The organism is Streptomyces sp. NPDC044984, from assembly GCF_040646935.1.
Taxonomy (GTDB): Bacteria; Actinomycetota; Actinomycetes; order Streptomycetales; family Streptomycetaceae; genus Streptomyces.
The window spans coordinates 251,372-272,532 of sequence record NZ_JBEZBE010000001.1 but is presented as its reverse complement, the minus strand read 5'-3'; the positions used below and the strand labels follow the sequence as shown (position 1 = coordinate 272,532).

Sequence of the window (21,161 nt, the reverse complement as noted above, 5' to 3'; positions counted from 1 at the left end):
ACGGTCACGTCGGCGTACGTACATAACAGGGCAGAGCGGGACAGGGGTGACGTCGGTGTCAGGCACCAGCTCGGCGGTCGTGGCGGGGCTGACCGCGGCGGCCCTCGCGACAATCGGCTACCTCGGCCACCGGGCGGCGGTGACCGTCCCGGACGGGCTGCGCCCTCCGGCGTCCGGCACCGCGACGGCCGCCCACAAGACCCTCCGGGACGGGAACCACCCGTTCGCCGTGCCCGCACGGTCGGGGACGGGCGAACGGGTCGTGTACTCACTGGGCGCCGACCGGGTGTGGCTGGTCGGGGAGGGCGGCGAGGTGCGGCGCACCTTCGGGGTCAGCCCCAGCACGGTGGACCCGGCGCCGGGCACCTACCGGGTCACGTCCCGGTCCGGGGCGGTCACCGGATCGGACGGCGTCCCGGTCGAGCACGTGGTGCGGTTCGCCTCCGTGGACGGCACGGCGATCGGGTTCAGCGCGGCGGTCGACGGCTCGGCGCCGCGGCTCGCCCCGGGGGAGCGGGCGGGCGGCATCCGCGAGACCCGCGCGGACGGCGCGGCGATGTGGGGGTTCGCGACGATCGGGCGGAAGGTCGTCGTCGTTCCGTGAGTCCCGGTGTGCGCGTTCCGGCCGGATCGCGTGAACGGGCGCCGTACGTTCCGACAAGACGTCGGCAAGATGTTGCGTTCGGCGTCCCGGGCGTGGTCACATGGTATCCAGCCCGTGGTTAGGTCTACCTAACCACGCCCGCCCCCGCCCTTCAGGAGGCGTCCATGCCGGCCCACCAGAACGCCCGCCGGACCACGGCGCAGCCGCGGCCCCAGCCGGCCTCCGGCCTCTCCGGAATCCCGATGCGCGACCTGCTGGCGTCCTGCGCCGCGGCCGCCGCGGTCTCCACCCCGCCCCGCGCGCCGGAACCCCGGCCCTGCGAACCGGCGAAGGACCACCGCGAGGCCGCGTGACCGCCTCCGCCGCAGGCCGGCAGCACGAGGCCGTGCCCCGCCCGGGCCGGCAGCACGAGGCCGCGTGACCGCTTCCGCCTCAGGCCGACAGCACGGTCAGGTCGGCCGCCGCCCAGCGTCCGCCCAGGCCGGTCACGGTCACCCGGCGCACCTCGTCGGTGGTGTCGCCGACCGCCCGGTGGATGACGACCTGGAGACGGTCCTCGGTCAGCTCCTCGACCTTGCCCTCGCCCCACTCCACGACGATCACCGACTCCGGCAGCGAGACGTCGAGATCGAGGTCCTCCATCTCGTCCAGACCGCCGGAGAGCCGGTACGCGTCGACGTGGACCAGTGGCGGACCGTCCCCCAGCGACGGGTGCACCCGGGCGATCACGAACGTCGGCGAGGTGACCGCGCCCCGCACGCCGAGCCCCTCGCCGAGCCCCCGGGTCAGTGTCGTCTTGCCCGCGCCGAGCTCGCCCGAGAGCAGCACCAGGTCACCGGCGCGCACCAGCTTGGCGAGCCTGCGCCCCAGTTCGCGCATCTGCTCGGGGGAGGTGACGGTCAGCTCGGCGGAGTTCGCGGACGGCGTCGGTTCAGCCGGGTTGTGCGGTGCTGCTGCTTCCATAGCCATTAACCGTAGCCCCTGCGGGCACCGCGCCCACGCGGGTAAGCAGGTCGGCGAGGCGGTCGGTGACCACCTCCGGGTGCTCCAGCATCACCAGGTGCCCGGCGTCCGGGACCAGCACCAGTTCCGCGTCGGGCAGCAGACCGGCGATCGCCTCGCTGTGCTCGCTCGGCGTCACCAGGTCCCGCACCCCGGCCAGCACCAGCACCGGCAGACCGGCGAAGTGGGCGAGGGCCTCGGTCTTGTCGTGGTCGCTGAACGCCGGGTAGTACTCGGCGACCACGTCGATCGGCGTGCCCTCGATCATCCGCTCGGCGAACCGGGCGACCGCCGGGTCCACGTCACGGGAGGCGAACGAGTACCGCTTGATCACCCCGGCGAACAGGTCCGCGGTGGCCCGGCGCCCCCGCTCCACCAGCTCGGCCCGCTGCCCCAGCGCCTTCAGCACCCCCGGCAGCACCCGCCGCACCGCGTTGACGCCGGCCACCGGGAGCCCGAAGTTGACCTCGCCCAGCCGCCCCGACGACGTACCGACCAGGGCGACGCCCACCACCCGCTCCCGGATCAGCTCCGGGTACTGGTCGGCGAGGGCCATCACCGTCATCCCGCCCATGGAGTGACCGACCAGCACCAGCGGCCCCTCGGGCGCCGCCGCGTCGATGACGGCCTTCAGGTCCCGCCCCAGCTGCTCGATGGTGACCGGCTCGCCCCGCTCCACCTGCGCCGCGCCCCGCTCCGAGCGGCCGTGGCTGCGCTGGTCCCAGTGCACGGTCCGTACGACGCCCCGCAGCGCGGCCCGCTGGAAGTGCCAGGAGTCCTGGCTGAGGCAGTAGCCGTGGCTGAAGACCACGGTGACCGGGGCGGGCGCCTTGCGGCCGAACAGCCGGCGCCGGCGCCCCGGGGTCGCCGCCGGATCGGGGTCCACGTCGTCGACCTCGTAGTACAGGCCGGTGCCGTCGTCGGCGTACGCCTTGCCCGGCGTGCCGCGCAGCGCGCCGTACGGCCCCGCGGAGTCGAGGGCGAGCCGGGCCCTCTGGCGCATGCCCCGGCCGACCGTCATCCGCTCTATCGCGACGCCCGCGGCGGCCCCGGTGGCGAGCACGCCTATCGCGACACCCGCGACACCGGTGGCCCGGCGCCAGCCCCCGCCGGACGCGCCGGCTGCGGAGGCGGCGGCCTCCGCGATGCCCTCGCTCACGTACCGCTCCCGTCGTTTCCGTCGTTCCCGTCGTTTCCGCCATGGACGTAGACGCGCGGGACGCGGGTTCCGATCCGGGTGACGATCTCGTACGCGATGGTCCCGGCGGCCTGCGCCCAGTCCTCGGCGGTGGGCTCGCCGCGGTCGCCCGGCCCGAAGAGGACGGCCTCGGCGCCCGGCCCCGGTTCGTCCCCGCCCAGGTCGACGACGAACTGGTCCATCGCGACCCGCCCCGCGACCGTGCGCCACTTGCCCTCGACCAGCACCGGTCCGGTGGAGGAGGCGTGGCGCGGGATGCCGTCCGCGTAGCCGAGCGGGACGAGGCCGAGGGTGGTGGCGCCCGGGGTGACGTAGTGGTGGCCGTAGCTGACGCCGTGGCCGCCGGGGACGTGCTTCACCAGGGCCATCGAGGCGGACAGGGTCATCGCCGGGCGCAGTCCCAGGTCGGCGGGGGTGCCGATCTGGGGGCTGGGCGAGACGCCGTACATCGCGATGCCGGGGCGCACGAGGTCGAAGTGGCTCTCGGGGAGGGTGAGGGTGGCGGGCGAGTTGGCGATGTGCCGCACCTCGGGGTCGATGCCCCGTCCCTCGGCGTACGCGACCATCTCCCGGAACCGGGTGAGCTGGGCGGCGATGGAGGGGTGCCCGGGTTCGTCGGCGCAGGCGAAGTGCGACCACAGGCCGGTGACGCGGACCAGCCCCTCGGCCTCGGCGCGCAGCGCCTCCGCGACCAGCTCCGCCCAGTCGTCGCCGGGCTGGCAGCCGCCCCGCCCGAGCCCGGTGTCGGCCTTGAGCTGCACCCGCGCGGGCCGCCCGGCGAGACGGGCCGCCCGGGTGACCTCGTCCAGCGCCCACGTGCCGCTCAGGGACACGTCGAGGCCGGCCTCGACCGCCTCCCGCCAGGGCCCGCCGGGCGTCCACAGCCAGCACATGATCCGTACGTCGTCCGGCACCCCGGCGCCGGGCGCGCGCAGCGCGAGCGCCTCCTGCGGGGTGGCGGTGCCCAGCCAGGTCGCCCCGGCCTCGACGGCCGCCCGCGCGCAGGCGACGGCGCCGTGCCCGTACCCGTCTGCCTTGACCACTGCCATGAAGGCGGCACCGGGCGCACGCTCGCGCAGGACCCGCACATTGGCCCGCACGGCGGCGAGGTCGATCTCGGCACGGGCCCGCAGCTCCGCACCCCCCGGGGCAACTGTCTCGTTCATCCCGCCCAGTCTCTCAGAGCCCTCCGCCGCACCTTCCCGTCGGCTGAATCAGCCCCTCCGGCGTTTGAGGAGCGGGGGTCCGGAGGCAGCGCCCCCGGGGACGGGACGGGGAAGGGCGCCGGGGCGAAAAACCCTCCGGAACCCGCCCGCACCACCCCTCACCCCCGCACCACGCTCCGCCACGCCCCCGCGATCCCCTCCGCCACGTCGTGCGCCCCCATCGGCGCACCGTCCGCCGCGAACCGCCCCGCCAGCCCGTGCAGATACGCCCCCGCACTCGCCGCGTCCACCGCCGACAGCCCCGCCGCCAGCAGCGACCCCGCCAAGCCCGACAACACGTCACCGCTCCCCGCCGTGGCCAGCCACGACGTCCCCGTCGGATTCACCCGCACCACGCCCCCTCCCGAGGACGCGATCAGGGTCGTGGACCCCTTCAGCAGCACCGTCGCCCCGTACCGCCCCGCCAGCTCCCGCACCGCCGCCAGCCGTCCGTCCTCGACCTCCCCCCGCTCGACCCCGAGCAGCGCCGCGGCCTCCCCCGTGTGCGGGGTCATCAGCGTCGGCGCCCGCCGCCCCCGTACCGCCGACGCCTCCGCCAGCCGCAGCCCGTCCGCGTCGATCAGCACCGGCACGTCCGTCGCCAGCACCTCCGCGACCGTCGCCGCGTCGTCCCCGGCCCCCGGCCCGACCACCCACGCCTGCACCCGCCCCGCGTGCTTCGGTCCCCCGTCCGACACCAGCGTCTCGGGGAAGCGGGCGATCACGGCCTGCCCGGCGGGGCCGACGTACCGTACGGCCCCCGCCCCGCCCCGCAGCGCCCCCGCCACCGCGAGCACCGCCGCCCCCGGGTACCGGGCGGACCCGGCCGCGATCCCGACGACGCCCCGCCGGTACTTGTCGCTCTCGACGGCCGGCACCGGCAGCAGCCGGGCCACGTCCGCGTGCTGCAACGCCTCCAGTTCCGGCTCCTCGGGGAGCGACAGCCCGATGTCCACCAGCCGCACCGACCCCGCGTACTCCCGCGCCGGATCGATCAGCAGCCCCGGTTTGTGCGTCCCGAAGGTCACCGTGAGGTCGGCCCGGACCGCCGCTCCCCGCACCTCCCCCGTGTCGGCGTCGACCCCGCTCGGCAGATCGACGGCGACCACGGCCGCCCGCGCCCGCCCGGCCGCGTCGGCGAGCGGCACCGCCTCCGGACGCAACCCGCCCTTCCCCCCGATGCCGACGATGCCGTCGACGACCAGATCGGCCCGTGCGATCAGCCCTTCGGCGCCGTCCGTGCCCGTGGTCCGGCCGCCCGCCCGGCGCAACGCCGCGAGCCCTCCGCCGTGGGCGCGCTCCGGCGCGAGCAGCACCGCGCTCACACCCGCGCCGCGCCGGGCGAGCCGGGCACCGGCGTACAGGGCGTCACCGCCGTTGTCCCCGCTGCCGACCAGCAGCACGACCCTGCTGCCGTACACCCGCCCCAGCACGTCCGCACAGGCCGCGGCGAGCCCGGCGGCGGCGCGCTGCATCAGCGCCCCCTCCGGCAGCCGTGCCATCAGTTCCCGTTCCGCCGTCCTGACCGTCTCCACGCTGTACGCAGTACGCATGCGTCCGAGTCTCCCGCAGACGGCCCGTCAACTCCCGTATCGGAGAAGCGGACCGCTTGACTCCCTGCCATGCCCTTGCCAAACTCTCCGCCCCCCACCGGATGAATCGATTCAGTCGAATCGGTTCGACGACAGAAGCAGAGGACCCATGGGACGCAGAGCCGCACTTCTCGCCGCAGCCGGCGCCACCGCACTCCTCACCGCAGCCGGTCTCATGACGGCCCCCGCCACCGCGGTCACCACCACCGCGGCCCCTGCCCCCGCCCGCGCCGCGGCCTGCGGCGACGGCTCCTACCAGGCCGAGGCCGTACTGAACGGCAGCACCTGGACCGCCAGGCGCGGCAGCAGCACCGTCTACACCGGCGGCGACATGCGCGCGGCCGTGCAGGCGGCGATCAGCAGCCTGTCCTCCGGCCGCACCAGCAAGGAACGGGTGGTGGTCCGCGGCTCGGGCTCCATCTCCGCCGGTTCCCGCATCTCCCTGCCGAGCTACACGACCCTGGACGTCTGCGGCACCATCAACGTCACCGGCACCGGCTCCGGCGACCAGGCCCCGGTCTACTCCCGCGGCACCCGCGACATCGAGGTGCAGCACCTCAACGTCACCGGCGCCCCGCTGTACGGGATCTTCCTGCGCAACGTGCAGAACGTCGTCCTCGGCCAGATCGACATGCGCCTCTCCCGCGGCCTCGGCGTCCGCATCGACAACCGCGGCGACACCAGCCAGTGGACCCGCAACGTGCGCATCGACAACGTGTACGTCTCCGGCGCGTCCAGCCACGCCGTGGAGACCTACGGCGTCGACGGCCTCACCGTCGGCACGGTGACCGCCCGCAACGTCGGCGAGTCGGGCCTGCTGCTGAACCAGACGATCAACGCCACCGTCTCCAAGGTGGACGCGGAGAACGCGGGCACCGGCACCGGTTACGCCGCCTTCCGCATGGCCAACCGCAACGGCCGGATCGGCAGCTCCTACTCCACCAACATCCGCGTCGGCGAGGTCGTCGCGCGCGGCGGCGGACGGGGCGTGTTCTGCGTCTCGGAGAGCGGCGGCGCGACCATCGACAGGATCACCCTCTCGAACACGGGCAACAACGCGATCCTCATCGAGAACTGCTACAACGTGAACCTCGCCACCCAGAGCGGCACGGTCACCGGCGGCGGCGAGATCCGCCTGGCGGCGCGCTCGGAGTTCCCGAACAACCGGGACATCACCGTCCAGAACCTCACGGTGACCAACTCGTCGATCCGCGAGAGCCCCTGCGGCGAGAACACGACGTTCCGCAACAACCGGCTGGTGAACAGCAGCCAGTCGATCTGCTAGCGGACGCGGCACACGTACGGGGTGCGGCATGGTGAGCCGCACCCCGTACACCCGCGACGCCCGCCGTCGCCTCAGTTCGTGGTGAGCATCCCCGCCCGCAGCCGCTTCAGCGTGCGGGACAGCAGCCGCGAGACGTGCATCTGGGAGCAGCCGAGCCGCTCACCGATCTCCGCCTGCGTCAGCTCCTCCACGAACCGCCAGTGCACGATCTTGCGCTCGCGCTCGTCGAGCTCGGCGATCATCGGGGCGAGCGCGTGGAAGTCCTCGACCAGTTCCAGCGCGGCGTCCTCGGTGCCGATGAAGTCCGCGAGCACGCTCTCGCCGTCCGGCTCGCTGCCGATGGCGGCGTCCAGCGAGGCGGAGTTGTAGCCGTTGGAGGCGATCCGGGCCTCGTTGACCTCGTCCTCGGTCAGGCTCATCAGCTGGGCGAGTTCGGCGGTCGTGGGCGTACGGCCCAGCCGGCTGCGCAGTTCCTCGGTGGCGCGGGCGAGCTGCACCCGGGCCTCCTGGAGGCGGCGCGGCACGTGCACGGACCACGACGTGTCCCGGAAGAACCGCTTGATCTCGCCGACGATGTAGGGGATCGCGAAGGAGGTGAACTCCACCTCGCGGGACAGCTCGAACCGGTCGATCGCCTTGATCAGTCCGATCATGCCGACCTGGACGATGTCCTCCATCTCCTCCGGCCCGCGGCTGCGGAACCGGCCGGCCGCGAAGCGGACCAGGGACATGTTCATCTCGATGAGGGTGTTGCGCGCGTACTGGTACTCGTGCGTGCCCTCCTCCAGCTCCGTCAGCCGGCGGAAGAACTGCTTGGACAGCTCCCGGGCGTCCTTCGGTGCGACCTGACCGGGATCGGCGACCTCCGGCAGCTCGGTCACCGTCTGAGCTCGGTCGGTCCGCGCCATCGTCGACGTCACTGTTCGCCCTCCCTGGTCGATCGGCCCCACTTCCGGCACCGGCTCAACCGCGTCTACCCCGGTCCACGCGATACACGCACCCTTTTCTCACACATTCACCGACGGCGGCGACGCAGCAGCCGCACGAGGGCGAAGACGACGGTGAGCACGGCGGCGACGACGAGGAAGGCATCGCCCCAGACGGGCAGGTCGACCCCGACCCCCGGGAAGGCCAGTGCCGGCACCGCCCTCACCCCTCCGCGATCACGACCGCCGAGGCCACCCCGGCGTCATGGCTGAGCGACACGTGCCAGGACCGTACGCCCAGCTCGGCGGCGCGCGCCGCCACCGTCCCCTTCACCCGCAGCCGGGGCTGCCCGTTGTCCTCGCACCACACCTCGGCGTCGGTCCAGTACAGCCCCGCGGGCGCGCCGAGCGCCTTGGCGAGGGCCTCCTTGGCGGCGAACCGCGCGGCGAGCGAGGCGACACCGCGCCGCTCCCCGCTGGGCAGCAGCAGCTCGCTCTCCAGGAAGAGCCGCTGGGCCAGCGCGGGCGTACGCTCTAGCGACTCCGCGAACCTCTCGATCTCGGCCACGTCGATCCCGACTCCGATGATGCTCATGCGGGCACCTTACGGGGGCGGGAGCGGGGGCACGCCGCAGCGGGCGCCCGCCGACGAGTGACCGTGGGACCGCCCGCTTCTTCGTCAGTGTCGTACTTCCGCGACCCGCGTCAAGGGCGCTGCGTTCCGCTGCGCTCCACTCCGCGTCGCCTGCGGCGATGGCCCTCCGGGCCACCCTTGACCCGGCCCGCTCCAGCACGGGGAAGAAGCGAGCGGGCGGCCCGGGGAAAGCGGCTGCCCAGGCACACCTGCGGCCGACCGTCGGCCCGGAGGAGCCCGGCGTTCGCGGACGCGGTCGCGCCTCGCCGGCACGCCGGGCCGGCTCAGCGGCGAACGTCCGGCAGGGGCGGGGCCGCCAACCCATCATGCCTGGGGAGCGACGGAAGCATGTGTCCATGGACGAAGGACCAAGAGGACGGTCAAGGCCTCCCGGTCATGAAAATCCGCTCCCATCCCCCCTCGGGCACCCATCGCCCACCTGCTGGACGACTTGGGCACCCAGCGCCCACCTACTGGGCGACTTGGGCACCCAGCGGGGCGTACGCGTTTCTCGAGACACTCGGCGGAGGGCCCCAGGAGAACGAACCCACAGCCCTAAAGGCGCCCCGCCAGGGACACCCCCTTCGAAAACCGTGAACACTAAACCGGTCTAGTGTTCACGGTTTCCCCCACACCCACCGAACCCCCCCACCGGACCGCCACCACCCACCAGCCCTCCACCCACCGGGCGTTCGCCGCTCAGCCGGCCCGGCGTGCCGACGAGGCGGGGACGCGTCCGTGAACCCGGGGAACTGGTCAGCGGGCCCTGGATCGCAAGCGTGCCCGGGCCCCCGCTTTCTCCGGGCCGCTCGCTCGCTTCTTCCCCGTGCTGGAGCGGGCCGGGTCAAGGGTGGGCCGCAGGCCCATCGCCGAAGGCGACGCGACCGCAGGGAGCGCCCTTGACGCGGTTCGCGGAAGCACGACACTGACGAAGAAGCGAGTGGCCCAACGGCCACTGACGAACCCCGTCAGGCCGCACTCAGTTCGCACCACACGAACTTCCCCCGGCTGCCCTCCCGGGCCAGCGGCTGCCACCCCCACAGGTCGGAACACGCTCGCACCAGTGCCAGTCCGCGCCCGTCCTCCAGCCCCAGATCCGCGGACCGCTCGAAGGGCAGCGGCGCATCGGGCGGCGCGGGGTCGGTGTCCCACGCCCCGATCCGCAGCACGCCACCCGCCCAGCGCACCCGCAGACTCGCGGGCCCCTTGGTGTGCCGTACGGCGTTGGCGATCAGCTCCGCGGCGAGGAGTTCGGCCACGTCCACGAGCCCGATCAGCCCGTGCATCGTGAGGATGAGACGGAGGGTGCGGCGACTGACGGTGACCGCGCGAGGGTCGTTGGGGATGGAGAGGGAGTACTCCCAGGACTCGTTTTCAGGCATGCGTGAACTCCATTCAGATGACGAGGAGTTGCGGCTCGCGGGCGGTGGCAGTGCCGCAGCCGTCGTGGCAGGACGGAGCGGTGCGCTTCCGCTGCGCTTACGTGACGTCACTGACGGTAGACCTATTTTTTTAAGTTCTGCAAGCGAGTCACGTAACCTGACCCTCGAACGAGTTGCGTCAGCAGGTGCGTTGGGAGGCACGGTCGATGGTCCTGAGGCGCGAACCCACGGCACGTCAGATGCGCTTGGCGGTAGAGCTCCGCAGACTTCGCGACGCTGCCGGACTCACCGCTCGCGAGGCTGCGACCCTGCTCGGGGTCAGTTCGGCGCAGATCAGCCAGATCGAGGCGGGGCTCAGCGGTGTGAGCGAGAAGCGGCTACGCCGCCTCGCGGCCAATTACGCCTGTACCGATGAAGCGTTCATCGACGCCCTGGTCGCCATGGCAACCGATCGCACACGCGGCTGGTGGGAGGAGTATCGGGGCTTGCTGCCGACGCCGTTCCTCGACCTGTCCGAACTGGAACACCACGCCCGGTTCCTCCACCACGTGGCGATTCTTTACGTGCCCGGCCTCTTGCAGACGGAGGAGTACGCGCGTGCCGTCTTCTCGTCCCGGCTGCCGGAACTGACCGATGAAGAAATCGAGTTGCGCATCCAGCACCGAAAGGCACGCCAGCAGTTCACGATTCCGTACGAAGCTCTGATCCACGAAGCGGCGCTGCGCATCAGGGTCAGCGACCGTGCCACCGCCAGGGCTCAGCTCGCCAGACTCCTCGAACTCTCCGAAGCGGACCACATCACCGTACGCGTCATTCCCTTCGACCTGGACGGATTCGCCAGCGCCTCAAGCACGATGACGTACGTAGGCGGCCCCCTGCCCAAGCTCGACACTGTGGTCCGCGACGCGCTGCACGGCTCAGCCTTCATCAACGCCGAGGCACAGCTCACCACCTATCGGACCAGTTTCCGTAAGGTGGAGGCCGCGTCACTCGAACCCGAACAGTCGCGTGAATTCGTCCACAGGCTGGCGAAGGAGTTGTGAGGAACCCCATGGACACCTGGAAGAAGTCGTCCTACTCGGGCCCGGGCGACGGCAACGAGTGCGTCGAAATCGCGAGCCACCCCACCCACATAGCCATCCGCGACTCAAAAGCCCCGGCCAGGGCAACCCTCACCTTCCCGGCCGGAGCCTTCGCCACCTTCCTGGACGGCGTGAAGACCTACTCCACCGTCACCGACTTCGCCAGGTTCCGAGGCTGATCCACCTCGTTCCCCCGCGCCGTCGCCAGCTCGCACGCGAACACCTGGAGCGGCACCGTCGCCACCAGCGGCTGGAGCAGCGTCGGGGTGGCCGGGATGCGGATCAGGTGGTCGGCGTACTCGGCGACCGCCTCGTCCCCCTCCTCCGCGATGACGATCGTGCGCGCACCCCGCGCCCGGATCTCCTGGATGTTGGAGACGATCTTGTCGTGGAGGACGGACCGGCCGCGCGGCGACGGTACGACCACGACCACCGGCACGTCGTCCTCGATCAGCGCGATCGGCCCGTGCTTCAGCTCACCCGCCGCGAAGCCCTCCGCGTGCATGTACGCGAGCTCCTTCAGCTTCAGCGCGCCCTCCAGCGCCACCGGGTAGCCCACGTGCCGCCCCAGGAACAGCACCGTGTTCTTCCCGGCCAGCGACCGGGCCAGTTCCCGTACCGGCTCCATCGTCTCCAGGACGCGCTCCACCGCACCGGAGATCGACGACAGGTCCCGCACCACCGCGCGGATCTCGTCCGCCCACTTGGTGCCCCGCACCTGGCCCAGGTACAGCGCGACCAGGTAGCAGGCGACCAGCTGGGTGAGGAACGCCTTGGTCGAGGCGACCGCGACCTCCGGCCCGGCGTGCGTGTACAGCACGGCGTCGGACTCGCGCGGGATCGTCGAACCGTTGGTGTTGCAGATCGCCAGCACGTGCGCGCCCTGTTCGCGGGCGTGGCGCAGGGCCATCAGGGTGTCCATGGTCTCGCCGGACTGGGAGATGGCGATGACGAGGGTCTGCTGGTCGAGGATCGGGTCCCGGTAGCGGAACTCGCTCGCCAGTTCCACCTCGCAGGGGACCCGGGTCCAGTGCTCGATGGCGTACTTGGCGATCAGCCCGGCGTGGAAGGCCGTACCGCAGGCGACGATGACGACCTTGTCGACCTCGCGCAGGACGTTCGCCGGGATGCGGACCTCGTCCAGGGTCAGCGAGCCCGCCCCGTCGATCCGCCCGAGCAGCGTGTCGGCGACCGCCTTCGGTTGCTCGGCGATCTCCTTGAGCATGAAGTAGTCGTAGCCGCCCTTCTCGGCGGCGGAGGCGTCCCAGTCGACGTGGTACTCGCGGACGTCGGCCGGGGCGCCGTCGAAGTCGGTGACCGTGACCGCGTCCCGGCGCAGCTCGACCACCTGGTCCTGGCCCAGCTCAATGGCGTCCCGCGTGTGCGCGATGAACGCGGCCACGTCCGAGGCGAGGAACGCCTCCCCCTCCCCCACGCCCACCACCAGCGGCGAGTTGCGGCGCGCGCCGACCACCACGTCCGGCTCGTCCGCGTGCACGGCGACCAGGGTGAACGCGCCCTCCAGGCGCCGGCAGACCAGCCGCATCGCCTCCGCGAGGTCGGCGCAGGCGGAGAACTCCTCGGCGAGGAGGTGGGCGACGACCTCGGTGTCCGTCTCGGAGGCGAGGTCGTGGCCGCGCTCCGTCAACTCCGCGCGCAGGGCGGCGAAGTTCTCGATGATGCCGTTGTGGACGACGGCGACCCGGCCCGCGTTGTCGAGGTGCGGGTGGGCGTTGGCGTCCGTCGGACCGCCGTGGGTGGCCCAGCGGGTGTGCCCGATGCCGGTGGTCCCGGTCGGCAGCGGCCGCTCGGCCAGCTCCTTCTCGAGGTTGACGAGCTTCCCGGCCCGCTTGGCGGTGGCCAGCCCGCCGTCCGCGAGCACGGCGACGCCCGCCGAGTCGTACCCCCGGTACTCCAGCCGCTTCAGCCCGGCCGTCACGACGCTCAGCGCCGACTGCGACCCCACGTATCCCACGATTCCGCACATGACCGGCAGCCTACGGTCCGTCAGCCGTCGGAAAAGGCCTTCGCCTGCCCGAAATCGGAAATTCCCACCGGTGCAGGAAGCACCGGTGGGAACGGAACGCGAGGGGTACGTCAGCCGAGCTTGCCGAGCTGGGCGTCGGAGATCGCCGTCGGGAAGTCGAAGTCCTTGCCGGTGACGGCGGAGGCGAAGTTGGTGACGGTGAAGGAGGCGACGGTGGCGCCCTTGCGTGCGACGACCAGCTTCATGGGCGTCTTCACGTCCTCCTCCGCGGCCAGGACCGCCGTGATCGCGACCGCCTCGTCGGCGCCGCCGGGCGCCTCGGTCTTCTCGACCGACAGGATCTTGAACGGCTCGCCCATGGCGTCGTAGGTGAAGCCTCCGGCGCACTTGCCCGCAGCCGCGTCCACGTCCTTGATGACCTGTTCGGCGCCGCCGTCCTCGTAGGAGGCGAGCGTGACGATCATCTTCTCCGCGCCGAGTCCGGCGGCCAGGGCCTCCTCGGGGCTGGCGTCAGCGGCCGGCTTCTGCGGCTCGCCCGTCCAGGACCGCTTCACCGTGGCGGCCGGCGAGCCGGCGGGCACGCCCATTTGCAGGTGGGCGAGCGGCTGGCAGGCCGCGTCCTCCGCCTTGACCTTGTCGGCGGCGATGTCGTCCGTGGCGGGCAGCTCCGCCACCTTGCCGTCCTTGACGTCCGCCTGCGCCAGCGCGGCCTTCTCCAGCTCGGCGGCGGTGAGCGCCTTGGCCGCCGGCGCGGCGGAGGCGGTCGAGTCGCCCTTGCCCTTGCTGTCGCCGGCCTTGTCCTCGTCGCCGGAGCCACCGCAGGCGGTGGCGAGCAGGGCGAGCGCGGCGGCGGAGGCGGCGAGCACGGTACGGCGGACGGCGGTGGTTCTCACGTGGGAACTCTTTCTCGAAGGTGCGGAGGACTCCGCAACGCATTGCGCGCAATTTAAACGGATCTTGAACACAGCCGCCGCACAGATGATCACCAGGAGATCACCCGGTATGCGACCGTGACGGCCGCGTGATCTCGGACGACCACGGGAACGGCGGGCGGCGTGACACAGCCCACCCGCCGCCCCGTTCAAACTCCGTTAACAATGGACTGTGATCTCTCCGGTCTCCCCGATACCCCGGAGCGCCCACCGGCAGCGGCCGGAGGCGACTCCCTACGTGGACCTCACCCGCGCCGAGTGGAGCGCGTTGCGCGACAAGACCCCGCTGCCCCTGTCGGCGGCGGAGGTCGAACGGCTGCGCGGCCTCGGTGACGTCATCGACCTCGACGAGGTGCGGGACATCTACCTCCCGCTGTCCCGGCTGCTCAATCTCTACGTCGGCGCCACCGACGGGCTGCGGGGCGCGCTGAACACGTTCCTCGGCGAGCAGGGCTCCCAGTCGGGCACGCCCTTCGTCATAGGGGTCGCCGGTTCGGTGGCCGTCGGCAAGTCCACGGTGGCCCGGCTGCTCCAGGCGCTGCTCTCCCGCTGGCCCGAGCACCCGCGCGTGGAGCTGGTGACGACGGACGGGTTCCTGCTGCCGACGAAGGAGCTCCAGGAGCGGGGCCTGATGTCGCGGAAAGGTTTCCCCGAGTCGTACGACCGCCGTGCGCTGACCCGCTTCGTCGCCGACATCAAGGCGGGCAAGGGGGAGGTCACCGCCCCCGTCTACTCCCACCTGATCTACGACATCGTCCCCGGCGAGAAGCTCACCGTGCGCCGCCCGGACATCCTGATCGTCGAAGGGCTCAACGTCCTCCAGCCCGCGCTGCCCGGCCAGGACGGCCGCACCCGGGTCGGGCTCGCCGACTACTTCGACTTCAGCGTGTACGTGGACGCCCGCACGGAGGACATCGAGCGCTGGTACCTCAACCGCTTCAAGCGGCTGCGCGAGACCGCGTTCCAGGACCCGTCGTCGTACTTCCGCAAGTACACCCAGGTCTCCGAGGAGGAGTCCCTCGACTACGCCCGCACGATGTGGCGCACCATCAACAAGCCCAACCTCGTGGAGAACATCGCCCCGACCCGGGGCCGGGCCACACTGGTGCTGCGCAAGGGCCCGGACCACAAGGTCCAGCGCCTCAGTCTGCGCAAACTCTGACCACTACGCTGCCGCCATGCTGCACCTGCGCCTGATCACACCGGCTGACAAGACCGACGACGCGGTCCGACTGATCGAGGGGACGATCGGCACCGCGCACCTGTGCGTGCTGGCGGGCGCCGCCCGCGATCCCGCCGGGGACGTCGTGATGTGCGATGTGGCGCGGGAGGCGGGCGACGAGCTGCTCAGCGGGCTGCAGCGGCTGGGGCTGGACACCAGCGGTTCCATTGCCGTGGAGAACATCGACCTGTCGCTGTCGAAGCGGGCCGAGGAGGCGGAGGAGGACGCGCCGGGCGAGGCCGCGGACGCGGTGCTGTGGGAGCACCTGACCGAGGCCACCCACGAGGAGTCGACCCTCTCGGTCACCTACCTCGCGTTCCTCACCCTGGCCACGATGATCGCGGCCTGCGGCGTGGTGCTGGACAACGCGATCCTGATCGTGGGCGCGATGGCGGTGGGCCCGGAGTTCGGGCCGCTGGCCGGCATCTGCACGGCGGCGGTGCAGCGCCGGCCGCGCCTCGCGCTGCGCTCGGGGATCGCCCTGCTGGTGGGCTTCGCGGTGGCGATGCTGGTGACGGTGGGGTTCAGCCTCTTCATGGACGCGGTCGGGCTGTTCACCAAGGAACAGCTGGAGGGCGACCGGCCGCAGACCGGCTTCGTGTACGCCCCCGACTGGTTCTCGTTCGTGGTGGCGGTCCTGGCCGGAGCGGCCGGCACGCTCTCGCTGACGTCCGCGAAGTCCGGCGCGCTGGTGGGCGTCGCCATCTCGGTGACGACGGTCCCCGCCGCGGCGAACGCCGCCGTGGCGCTGAGCTACGGCGACACGGTCCAGACCTGGGGGTCGACCGAGCAGCTGCTGCTCAACCTGCTGGGCATCACCCTGGCGGGCACCGCGACCCTGCTGGCCCAGAAGTACTTCTGGGCCGGGCAGCACCGGCGGCTGCGCAGGCGGGCGCAGGCCTGACGGGGCCCGAGCGGCCGTTGCTCATCAGTGGAGATCTCGCCAACCGTCGTCCGGCAGCGGAACCGCCCCCTTCCCCATACCCGACCTTCTGCCTGGTGTTACGCCCCGCGCGGCCGGAACCGACCAGTCCGTCCTGCGCGCATCCATCAGCGACCGGGGGAACAGCGCCGCCACGGGGAGGGGCGCGTCGCATGCCACACCATCTGCCATCCGTGCATCTCGTACTGGACGGACATCGCCGTTCCTGACGCCGCGGGGGGCCGAGGCGTCCTCACCGACTCCTCGCGCTCACCGGCGCCTTCCCGGTCGTCTCCCTCCAGTGCAGAAGGGGATGCACGCTTGCGTTCCAGATCACCGTGATCCGTCGGGCACGGACCGCGTCGACCCAGGTTCCTTGCCGGAGTCCTTCCCCTCTCCCTCGCGGTCGTCGCGGGTCTCGCCGCCCATCCACAGGCGACCGACCCGGCCTCCGCGGACGACGCCGTTCCCGTGAGCGGCTCTCCCGACTGGAACGAGGTCACGGCCGTCGAGCAGCTGCGGGAGGACCAGTGCCCGATGTCGGTTCCACGTCACCGATCGCGGTTGGACCCCGGCGTCCGACCCGCGTGTCGGCGACAGCCTGCGCAGCCCCGACGGAACCCTCGTACGGTGGCGACGGTGCGCCACCGTACGGAGGGTTCCGGCGCCTCGGACGGTCTACGACCTGACGGTGTCCGGCCTGCACACGTTCAAGCCGAAACACCCTCGGGGTCACTACGTGCAGACCTGCTATCCGAAGTGAGGAGGAAACACAGATGCAGCGCTTCACCGAGTTCGTCTTCGGCGTGCCGTGGGTGATGGGCTTCTTCCACCAGGACTGGATCTACGACGGGCCGACGGCCGCCGACGTCGTGGCGAAACACCTGGCGGAGGAGAACGTCGAGGAGGCCCTGGCGGTCCGCCGGGACGCCCGGACGCTCGCCGACCACCTTCCCTCCGAGACGCTCGAGGTGCTGTGGACGGCCGGAGCACAGTACATACCGGGCTTCGACCGGATCACGGGAGCCGAGTGGACCCGGACGGTTGTCGGCCTGTGCGACGCCAGACTGTCCGCGCAGGCGGACGTCCGTCCCCTCACCGGCGCCGACACGGAGGACGGCCGGCCCCAGCGGGACGCGGTCGTCGCCGAGATCCGGCGGGCGGATTTCCTGGCCGCCGAGGTGCATGAGGCGCTCGTCGACTGCGCTCACGGCTGCACGCCGGATCTGGCGTTCCGTATGCTGCTGAAGGCCGTGGAGAACGCCACCGGTGCGACGCTGTCTCCGGACCAGTACCAGAAGATGGAGGCCATCGGGTCGGCCCTCCACTACGGCGAGTTCGTGGTGGACCGCGTCCGGTTCCGGGTGAAGTCCCCCTGACCGCGAGACAGGGGCCCGCACTCACCCGAGTGCGGGCCCCGCCGTGCGTATCCCTGCGGTATGAACGCAGTTGGGTCCTCGCCTCCGAAACTACGCCCGGCCGACCAGCTGCTGCTCGGCCCGGACGGAACGTTCCCCGAAGAACTCCGAGAGCCCGACGGACCTCTTCTCGTTCGACGTGACGCTGGACAGCACGGCGTCCCTGGGCACCGTCTACCACCACACCGGAGACAGTTGGGCCGCCCAGAACGTCGTGTCCATCACGCTGAAGAGGTCTCCGCACAAACCCGGTTACATGGTGTACACCGCGTACCCCAAGGGTGAGAGGCCGTGAGATGACGACGGGACGACAGGACATCTGGGTCGACTTCGGGCTCAGCGGGCTCACCAAGTGGTTCGCCGGTCCCTGGGCCGGCGAGGCCACTCCGGAGGAGATCGTCGCCGGCGCGGCGGACTGGGAGGACGGGGCCTACGCGGCAACGCTCCTGGAGGATGCCCTGCGTCTGCTGGAGTCGCCGGTGCCCACCCGGGTGACCGACCTCCTGTGGCGTGCGGCGACCGGGCTCCCGGACGGCCACGCCCTGGGGTCGGACGGGCGCACATGGCTGCGCGACGTCGTCCGGATCTGCGCCGAGCGGATACGCCGCGACGATCCGTCCTTCACTCCCGTACCGCCGGAGCCTCCGGTGGACGGGTCGCTGAGGGAGGCGGTCCTGGCGGAGATCCGCGAGGCCGCGCCGGCCGTGGCGGCCGCCGTCCGGGCCGGCGGGGCCGAGGTGGTGGCCGCGCTGGAGCAGGTGGTCGTGGAGGTCGATCCCGACCTCGGGTTCCGGCTCTTCCTGCGGGTCCTGAAGGCGCACCTGGTCCCGGTCGCGGAATCGCGGTACCTGCGGTACCACGAGCTCGGTGAACGCTTCGGCTACCACGAACTCGTGGTCGACGACGGGACGCTGCAGTCCGTTCCCGACACGGTCTGACGGACGCGGCACGCCGCTCGGCAAAAGGCCCGTACCCCTGTCGTCAGGGGTACGGGCCTTCGCCGTACGGAGCCCGCGGCGCCTACCCCAGCGCCGACTTCACCACGTCCGCCAGGCGGCTCGCCACCGAGCGGGCCTGGTCGATGTCCGCGGCCTCGACCATGACGCGGACCAGCGGCTCCGTGCCGGAGGAGCGGAGGAGGACGCGACCGGTCTCCCCCAGCTCGCGTTCGGCCTCGGTGACGGCCGCGGCGAGTTCCGCGGAGGTCTTCACGCGGGACTTGTCGACGTCCGGCACGTTGATGAGGACCTGCGGGAGGCGCTCCATCACCGAGGCCAGGTCCCGCAGCGTACGGCCGGTCTGGGCGACCCGCGCCGCGAGCAGCAGGCCGGTGAGCGTGCCGTCGCCGGTCGTCGCGTGGTCGAGGACGATGACGTGGCCGGACTGCTCGCCGCCGAGGGCGTAGTCCTTCTCCTTCATCTCCTCCAGCACGTAGCGGTCGCCGACCGCGGTCTGCACGAACCGGATGCCCTCGCGTTCCATGGCGAGCTTGAAGCCGAGGTTGGACATCACGGTCGCGACGACGGTGTCGGAGCGCAGTGCGGAACGTTCCCGCATCGCCAGCGCGAGCACGGCGAGGATCTGGTCGCCGTCGACCTCCGCACCGGTGTGGTCCACGGCCAGGCACCGGTCGGCGTCGCCGTCGTGGGCGATGCCCAGCGCGGCCCCGTGCTCGACGACCGCGGCCTTCAGCAGGTCGAGGTGGGTCGAGCCGCAGCCGTCGTTGATGTTGAGGCCGTCCGGGTCGGCGCCGATGGTGACGATCTCGGCCCCGGCCCGGGTGAACGCCTCCGGCGAGACCTTCGCGGCGGCGCCGTGCGCCTCGTCGAGGACGATCCGCAGACCGTCCAGCCGGTTCGGGAGGACGCCGACGAGATGGGCGACGTACTGGTCGAGCCCCTCCTCGTAGTCGCGCACGCGGCCGACGCCGGCGCCGGTCGGGCGGTCCCAGGGGGCGCCGGTGCGGTGCTCCTCGTACACGGACTCGATCCGGTCCTCCAGCTCGTCGGCGAGCTTGTGGCCGCCGCGGGCGAAGAACTTGATGCCGTTGTCCGGCATGGCGTTGTGGCTCGCGGAGAGCATGACGCCGAGGTCGGCGCCGAGCGCGCCGGTGAGGTGGGCCACCGCCGGTGTCGGCAGCACGCCGACCCGCAGGACGTCCACGCCCGCGCTGGCGAGGCCCGCGACGACGGCGGCCTCCAGGAACTCTCCGGACGCGCGTGGGTCACGTCCGACCACGGCGGTGGGCCGGTGTCCTTCGAACGTGCCCGCCTCGGCCAGTACGTGCGCGGCGGCGACGGACAGGCCGAGCGCCATCTCCGCCGTCAGGTCCGCGTTGGCGACACCGCGCACGCCGTCCGTGCCGAAGAGTCGTCCCACTTGTCCTCCTGAGGGTGCGTCAGTATCGAAAGCCGTTGCCGAGGTCGTGCCGGGGCGCCGGCTCCGTCCGCGCGGTCGACGGTCGTGCCGCTGACGGCGCCGGTGATGTGTCCGGCGGCCGCGGTGTGAGTGCGGCTCCGCATCCGCGGCCACGTGCCACAGCGGCCATGTCCGGCCATCCGATCACATTAGCCTTTGAGTGCCTTGTGCCGTTATACGCCCACGGCGATGAATAAACGAACGCCCCGACAGCACTGTGGCGTGCCGCCGGGGCGTTCGGAGTACGCGCGAGCGCCTGCGATTAGCGCTTGCTGTACTGCGGGGCCTTACGGGCCTTCTTCAGACCGGCCTTCTTGCGCTCGACCGCACGGTCGTCGCGCTTGAGGAAGCCGGCCTTCTTCAGCGGGCCGCGGTTGTTGTCGACGTCCGCCTCGTTCAGCGCACGGGCGACACCCAGACGGAGCGCACCGGCCTGACCGGAGACACCGCCACCCGCGATGCGGGCGATGACGTCGTAGCGGCCTTCGAGCTCGAGCACCTTGAAGGGCTCGTTGACTTCCTGCTGGTGCACCTTGTTCGGGAAGTAGTCCTCGAGGGTGCGACCGTTGATCTTCCACTTGCCGGTGCCCGGGACGATCCGGACGCGGGCGATGGCGTTCTTGCGGCGGCCCAGGCCGGCGGCCGGCTGGGGCTCGCCGAAGCGGGAGGCCATGGACTCCGAGGTGTACTCGCCCTCGACGGGCACCTCGGACTCGGTGGTGTAGCTGTCGATGTCAAGCTCTTCGAGCGGCTGCTCGGCAGTGGTCTCGGCCACGATTCTCCTCAGATTCTCTTCAGTCTTAGGGGGTGGCCGGACTTACTGCGCGACCTGGGTAATCTCGAACGGCACCGGCTGCTGGGCAGCGTGCGGGTGCTGGTCGCCCGAGTAGACCTTCAGCTTCGAGAGCATCTGACGGCCCAGGGTGTTCTTGGGGAGCATGCCCTTGACGGCCTTCTCGATGGCCTTCTCGGGGTTCTTCTCGAGCAGCTCGTCGTAGCGGACGGAGCGCAGACCACCCGGGTAGCCGGAGTGGCGGTACGCCATCTTCTGGGTCCGCTTGTTGCCGGACAGGTGCACCTTGTCGGCGTTGATGATGATGACGAAGTCACCGGTGTCGACGTGAGGGGCGTAGATCGGCTTGTGCTTGCCACGCAGGATGGAGGCCGCGGTGGAGGCCAGACGACCCAGGACGACGTCCTGAGCGTCGATGACGTGCCACTGGCGCGTCACATCGCCGGGCTTGGGGCTGTACGTACGCACGGTTCGTAGCCTTCGCTTCTTCAGTGAATGAGTCCTGACAAGGTCACCGAAGACGATCACGACAGCCCTGACCGCACAGCGGTGACGCAAA

At 71.6% G+C, this 21,161-nt stretch carries 22 protein-coding genes; 9 read left to right on the top strand and 13 right to left on the bottom strand.

What is annotated here, in order from left to right; genetic code table 11:
- Window positions 1-55: 55 nt before the first annotated feature.
- Complete coding sequence (locus AB0A94_RS01400; protein WP_361737004.1) at window positions 56-604, top strand: hypothetical protein; 549 nt, start codon at window positions 56-58, stop codon at window positions 602-604.
- 164 nt (window positions 605-768) lie between these two features.
- Window positions 769-957: a hypothetical protein gene (locus AB0A94_RS01395; protein WP_361737001.1), complete on the top strand. Its 189-nt coding sequence runs from the start codon at window positions 769-771 to the stop codon at window positions 955-957.
- 79 nt (window positions 958-1,036) lie between these two features.
- Here the strand turns inward: AB0A94_RS01395 and tsaE are convergent, their stop codons facing one another.
- The 4 genes from tsaE to AB0A94_RS01375 form a co-directional block, all read right to left on the bottom strand.
- Window positions 1,037-1,567 (bottom strand): tRNA (adenosine(37)-N6)-threonylcarbamoyltransferase complex ATPase subunit type 1 TsaE, encoded by a 531-nt coding sequence (gene tsaE, locus AB0A94_RS01390; protein ID WP_361736998.1) that lies wholly within the window; start codon window positions 1,565-1,567, stop codon window positions 1,037-1,039.
- On the bottom strand, window positions 1,536-2,765 hold the full coding sequence (locus AB0A94_RS01385; RefSeq protein WP_361736995.1) for an alpha/beta hydrolase: 1,230 nt from the start codon (window positions 2,763-2,765) through the stop codon (window positions 1,536-1,538). The genes tsaE and AB0A94_RS01385 overlap by 32 nt, the downstream gene beginning before the upstream one ends.
- Window positions 2,762-3,970, bottom strand: coding sequence for an alanine racemase (alr, locus tag AB0A94_RS01380; protein WP_361736992.1), 1,209 nt, complete (start codon window positions 3,968-3,970; stop codon window positions 2,762-2,764). Before alr ends, AB0A94_RS01385 begins: the two co-directional genes overlap by 4 nt.
- A gap of 158 nt (window positions 3,971-4,128) precedes the next feature.
- Window positions 4,129-5,562 carry an NAD(P)H-hydrate dehydratase gene (locus tag AB0A94_RS01375; RefSeq protein WP_361736989.1) on the bottom strand — a complete coding sequence of 478 codons (1,434 nt, stop codon included), beginning with the start codon at window positions 5,560-5,562 and terminating at the stop codon, window positions 4,129-4,131.
- A 148-nt stretch (window positions 5,563-5,710) separates the two neighbouring features.
- On the opposite strand from AB0A94_RS01375, the gene AB0A94_RS01370 reads away from it, so the two are divergent.
- Window positions 5,711-6,886, top strand: a complete 1,176-nt coding sequence (locus tag AB0A94_RS01370) for a hypothetical protein (protein WP_361736986.1) — start codon at window positions 5,711-5,713, stop codon at window positions 6,884-6,886.
- 71 nt (window positions 6,887-6,957) lie between these two features.
- On the opposite strand, the gene AB0A94_RS01365 is transcribed toward AB0A94_RS01370, so the two are convergent.
- The 4 genes from AB0A94_RS01365 to AB0A94_RS01350 all read right to left on the bottom strand — a co-directional run bounded on the left by AB0A94_RS01365 (window position 6,958) and on the right by AB0A94_RS01350 (window position 9,828).
- Window positions 6,958-7,794 (bottom strand): RNA polymerase sigma factor SigF, encoded by an 837-nt coding sequence (locus AB0A94_RS01365; RefSeq protein ID WP_217128243.1) that lies wholly within the window; start codon window positions 7,792-7,794, stop codon window positions 6,958-6,960.
- A 107-nt stretch (window positions 7,795-7,901) separates the two neighbouring features.
- A complete protein-coding gene (locus AB0A94_RS01360) occupies window positions 7,902-8,030 on the bottom strand; it encodes a hypothetical protein (protein ID WP_361736983.1) in 129 nt (42 codons plus the stop codon).
- A 5-nt stretch (window positions 8,031-8,035) separates the two neighbouring features.
- Window positions 8,036-8,407: a holo-ACP synthase gene (locus AB0A94_RS01355; RefSeq protein WP_217128169.1), complete on the bottom strand. Its 372-nt coding sequence runs from the start codon at window positions 8,405-8,407 to the stop codon at window positions 8,036-8,038.
- Between the two features lie 1,007 nt (window positions 8,408-9,414).
- A complete protein-coding gene (locus tag AB0A94_RS01350; protein ID WP_361736980.1) occupies window positions 9,415-9,828 on the bottom strand; it encodes an ATP-binding protein in 414 nt (137 codons plus the stop codon).
- A 206-nt stretch (window positions 9,829-10,034) separates the two neighbouring features.
- Between AB0A94_RS01350 and AB0A94_RS01345 the strand changes: the two genes are divergently transcribed.
- Both AB0A94_RS01345 and AB0A94_RS01340 read left to right on the top strand, forming a co-directional pair.
- Window positions 10,035-10,871: a helix-turn-helix transcriptional regulator gene (locus AB0A94_RS01345; protein WP_361737540.1), complete on the top strand. Its 837-nt coding sequence runs from the start codon at window positions 10,035-10,037 to the stop codon at window positions 10,869-10,871.
- 8 nt (window positions 10,872-10,879) lie between these two features.
- Window positions 10,880-11,089, top strand: a complete 210-nt coding sequence (locus AB0A94_RS01340; RefSeq protein WP_361736978.1) for a DUF397 domain-containing protein — start codon at window positions 10,880-10,882, stop codon at window positions 11,087-11,089.
- Here AB0A94_RS01340 and glmS read toward each other — a convergent pair.
- Both glmS and AB0A94_RS01330 read right to left on the bottom strand, forming a co-directional pair.
- Window positions 11,050-12,897, bottom strand: a complete 1,848-nt coding sequence (glmS, locus tag AB0A94_RS01335; RefSeq protein ID WP_361736975.1) for a glutamine--fructose-6-phosphate transaminase (isomerizing) — start codon at window positions 12,895-12,897, stop codon at window positions 11,050-11,052. The genes AB0A94_RS01340 and glmS overlap by 40 nt on opposite strands.
- A 110-nt stretch (window positions 12,898-13,007) precedes the next feature.
- Window positions 13,008-13,790 carry a hypothetical protein gene (locus AB0A94_RS01330; RefSeq protein ID WP_361736972.1) on the bottom strand — a complete coding sequence of 261 codons (783 nt, stop codon included), beginning with the start codon at window positions 13,788-13,790 and terminating at the stop codon, window positions 13,008-13,010.
- A 211-nt stretch (window positions 13,791-14,001) separates the two neighbouring features.
- Between AB0A94_RS01330 and coaA the strand changes: the two genes are divergently transcribed.
- The 4 genes from coaA to AB0A94_RS01310 all read left to right on the top strand — a co-directional run bounded on the left by coaA (window position 14,002) and on the right by AB0A94_RS01310 (window position 18,329).
- Window positions 14,002-14,991: a type I pantothenate kinase gene (gene coaA / locus AB0A94_RS01325; RefSeq protein WP_361736969.1), complete on the top strand. Its 990-nt coding sequence runs from the start codon at window positions 14,002-14,004 to the stop codon at window positions 14,989-14,991.
- 16 nt (window positions 14,992-15,007) lie between these two features.
- A complete protein-coding gene (locus AB0A94_RS01320) occupies window positions 15,008-15,955 on the top strand; it encodes a DUF389 domain-containing protein (protein WP_361736966.1) in 948 nt (315 codons plus the stop codon).
- Window positions 15,956-16,749: 794 nt separating this feature from the next.
- Window positions 16,750-17,352 (top strand): hypothetical protein, encoded by a 603-nt coding sequence (locus AB0A94_RS01315; RefSeq protein WP_361736963.1) that lies wholly within the window; start codon window positions 16,750-16,752, stop codon window positions 17,350-17,352.
- Between the two features lie 335 nt (window positions 17,353-17,687).
- Entirely contained in the window at window positions 17,688-18,329 is a 642-nt protein-coding gene (locus AB0A94_RS01310; protein WP_361736960.1) for a hypothetical protein, read from the top strand.
- 82 nt (window positions 18,330-18,411) lie between these two features.
- Here the strand turns inward: AB0A94_RS01310 and glmM are convergent, their stop codons facing one another.
- The 3 genes from glmM to rplM all read right to left on the bottom strand — a co-directional run bounded on the left by glmM (window position 18,412) and on the right by rplM (window position 21,070).
- Window positions 18,412-19,770, bottom strand: coding sequence for a phosphoglucosamine mutase (glmM, locus tag AB0A94_RS01305; protein WP_361736957.1), 1,359 nt, complete (start codon window positions 19,768-19,770; stop codon window positions 18,412-18,414).
- A gap of 301 nt (window positions 19,771-20,071) precedes the next feature.
- Window positions 20,072-20,584, bottom strand: a complete 513-nt coding sequence (rpsI, locus tag AB0A94_RS01300; RefSeq protein ID WP_004927169.1) for a 30S ribosomal protein S9 — start codon at window positions 20,582-20,584, stop codon at window positions 20,072-20,074.
- Window positions 20,585-20,626: 42 nt separating this feature from the next.
- Entirely contained in the window at window positions 20,627-21,070 is a 444-nt protein-coding gene (rplM, locus tag AB0A94_RS01295; RefSeq protein ID WP_190166836.1) for a 50S ribosomal protein L13, read from the bottom strand.
- Between the last annotated feature and the right edge of the window lie 91 nt (window positions 21,071-21,161).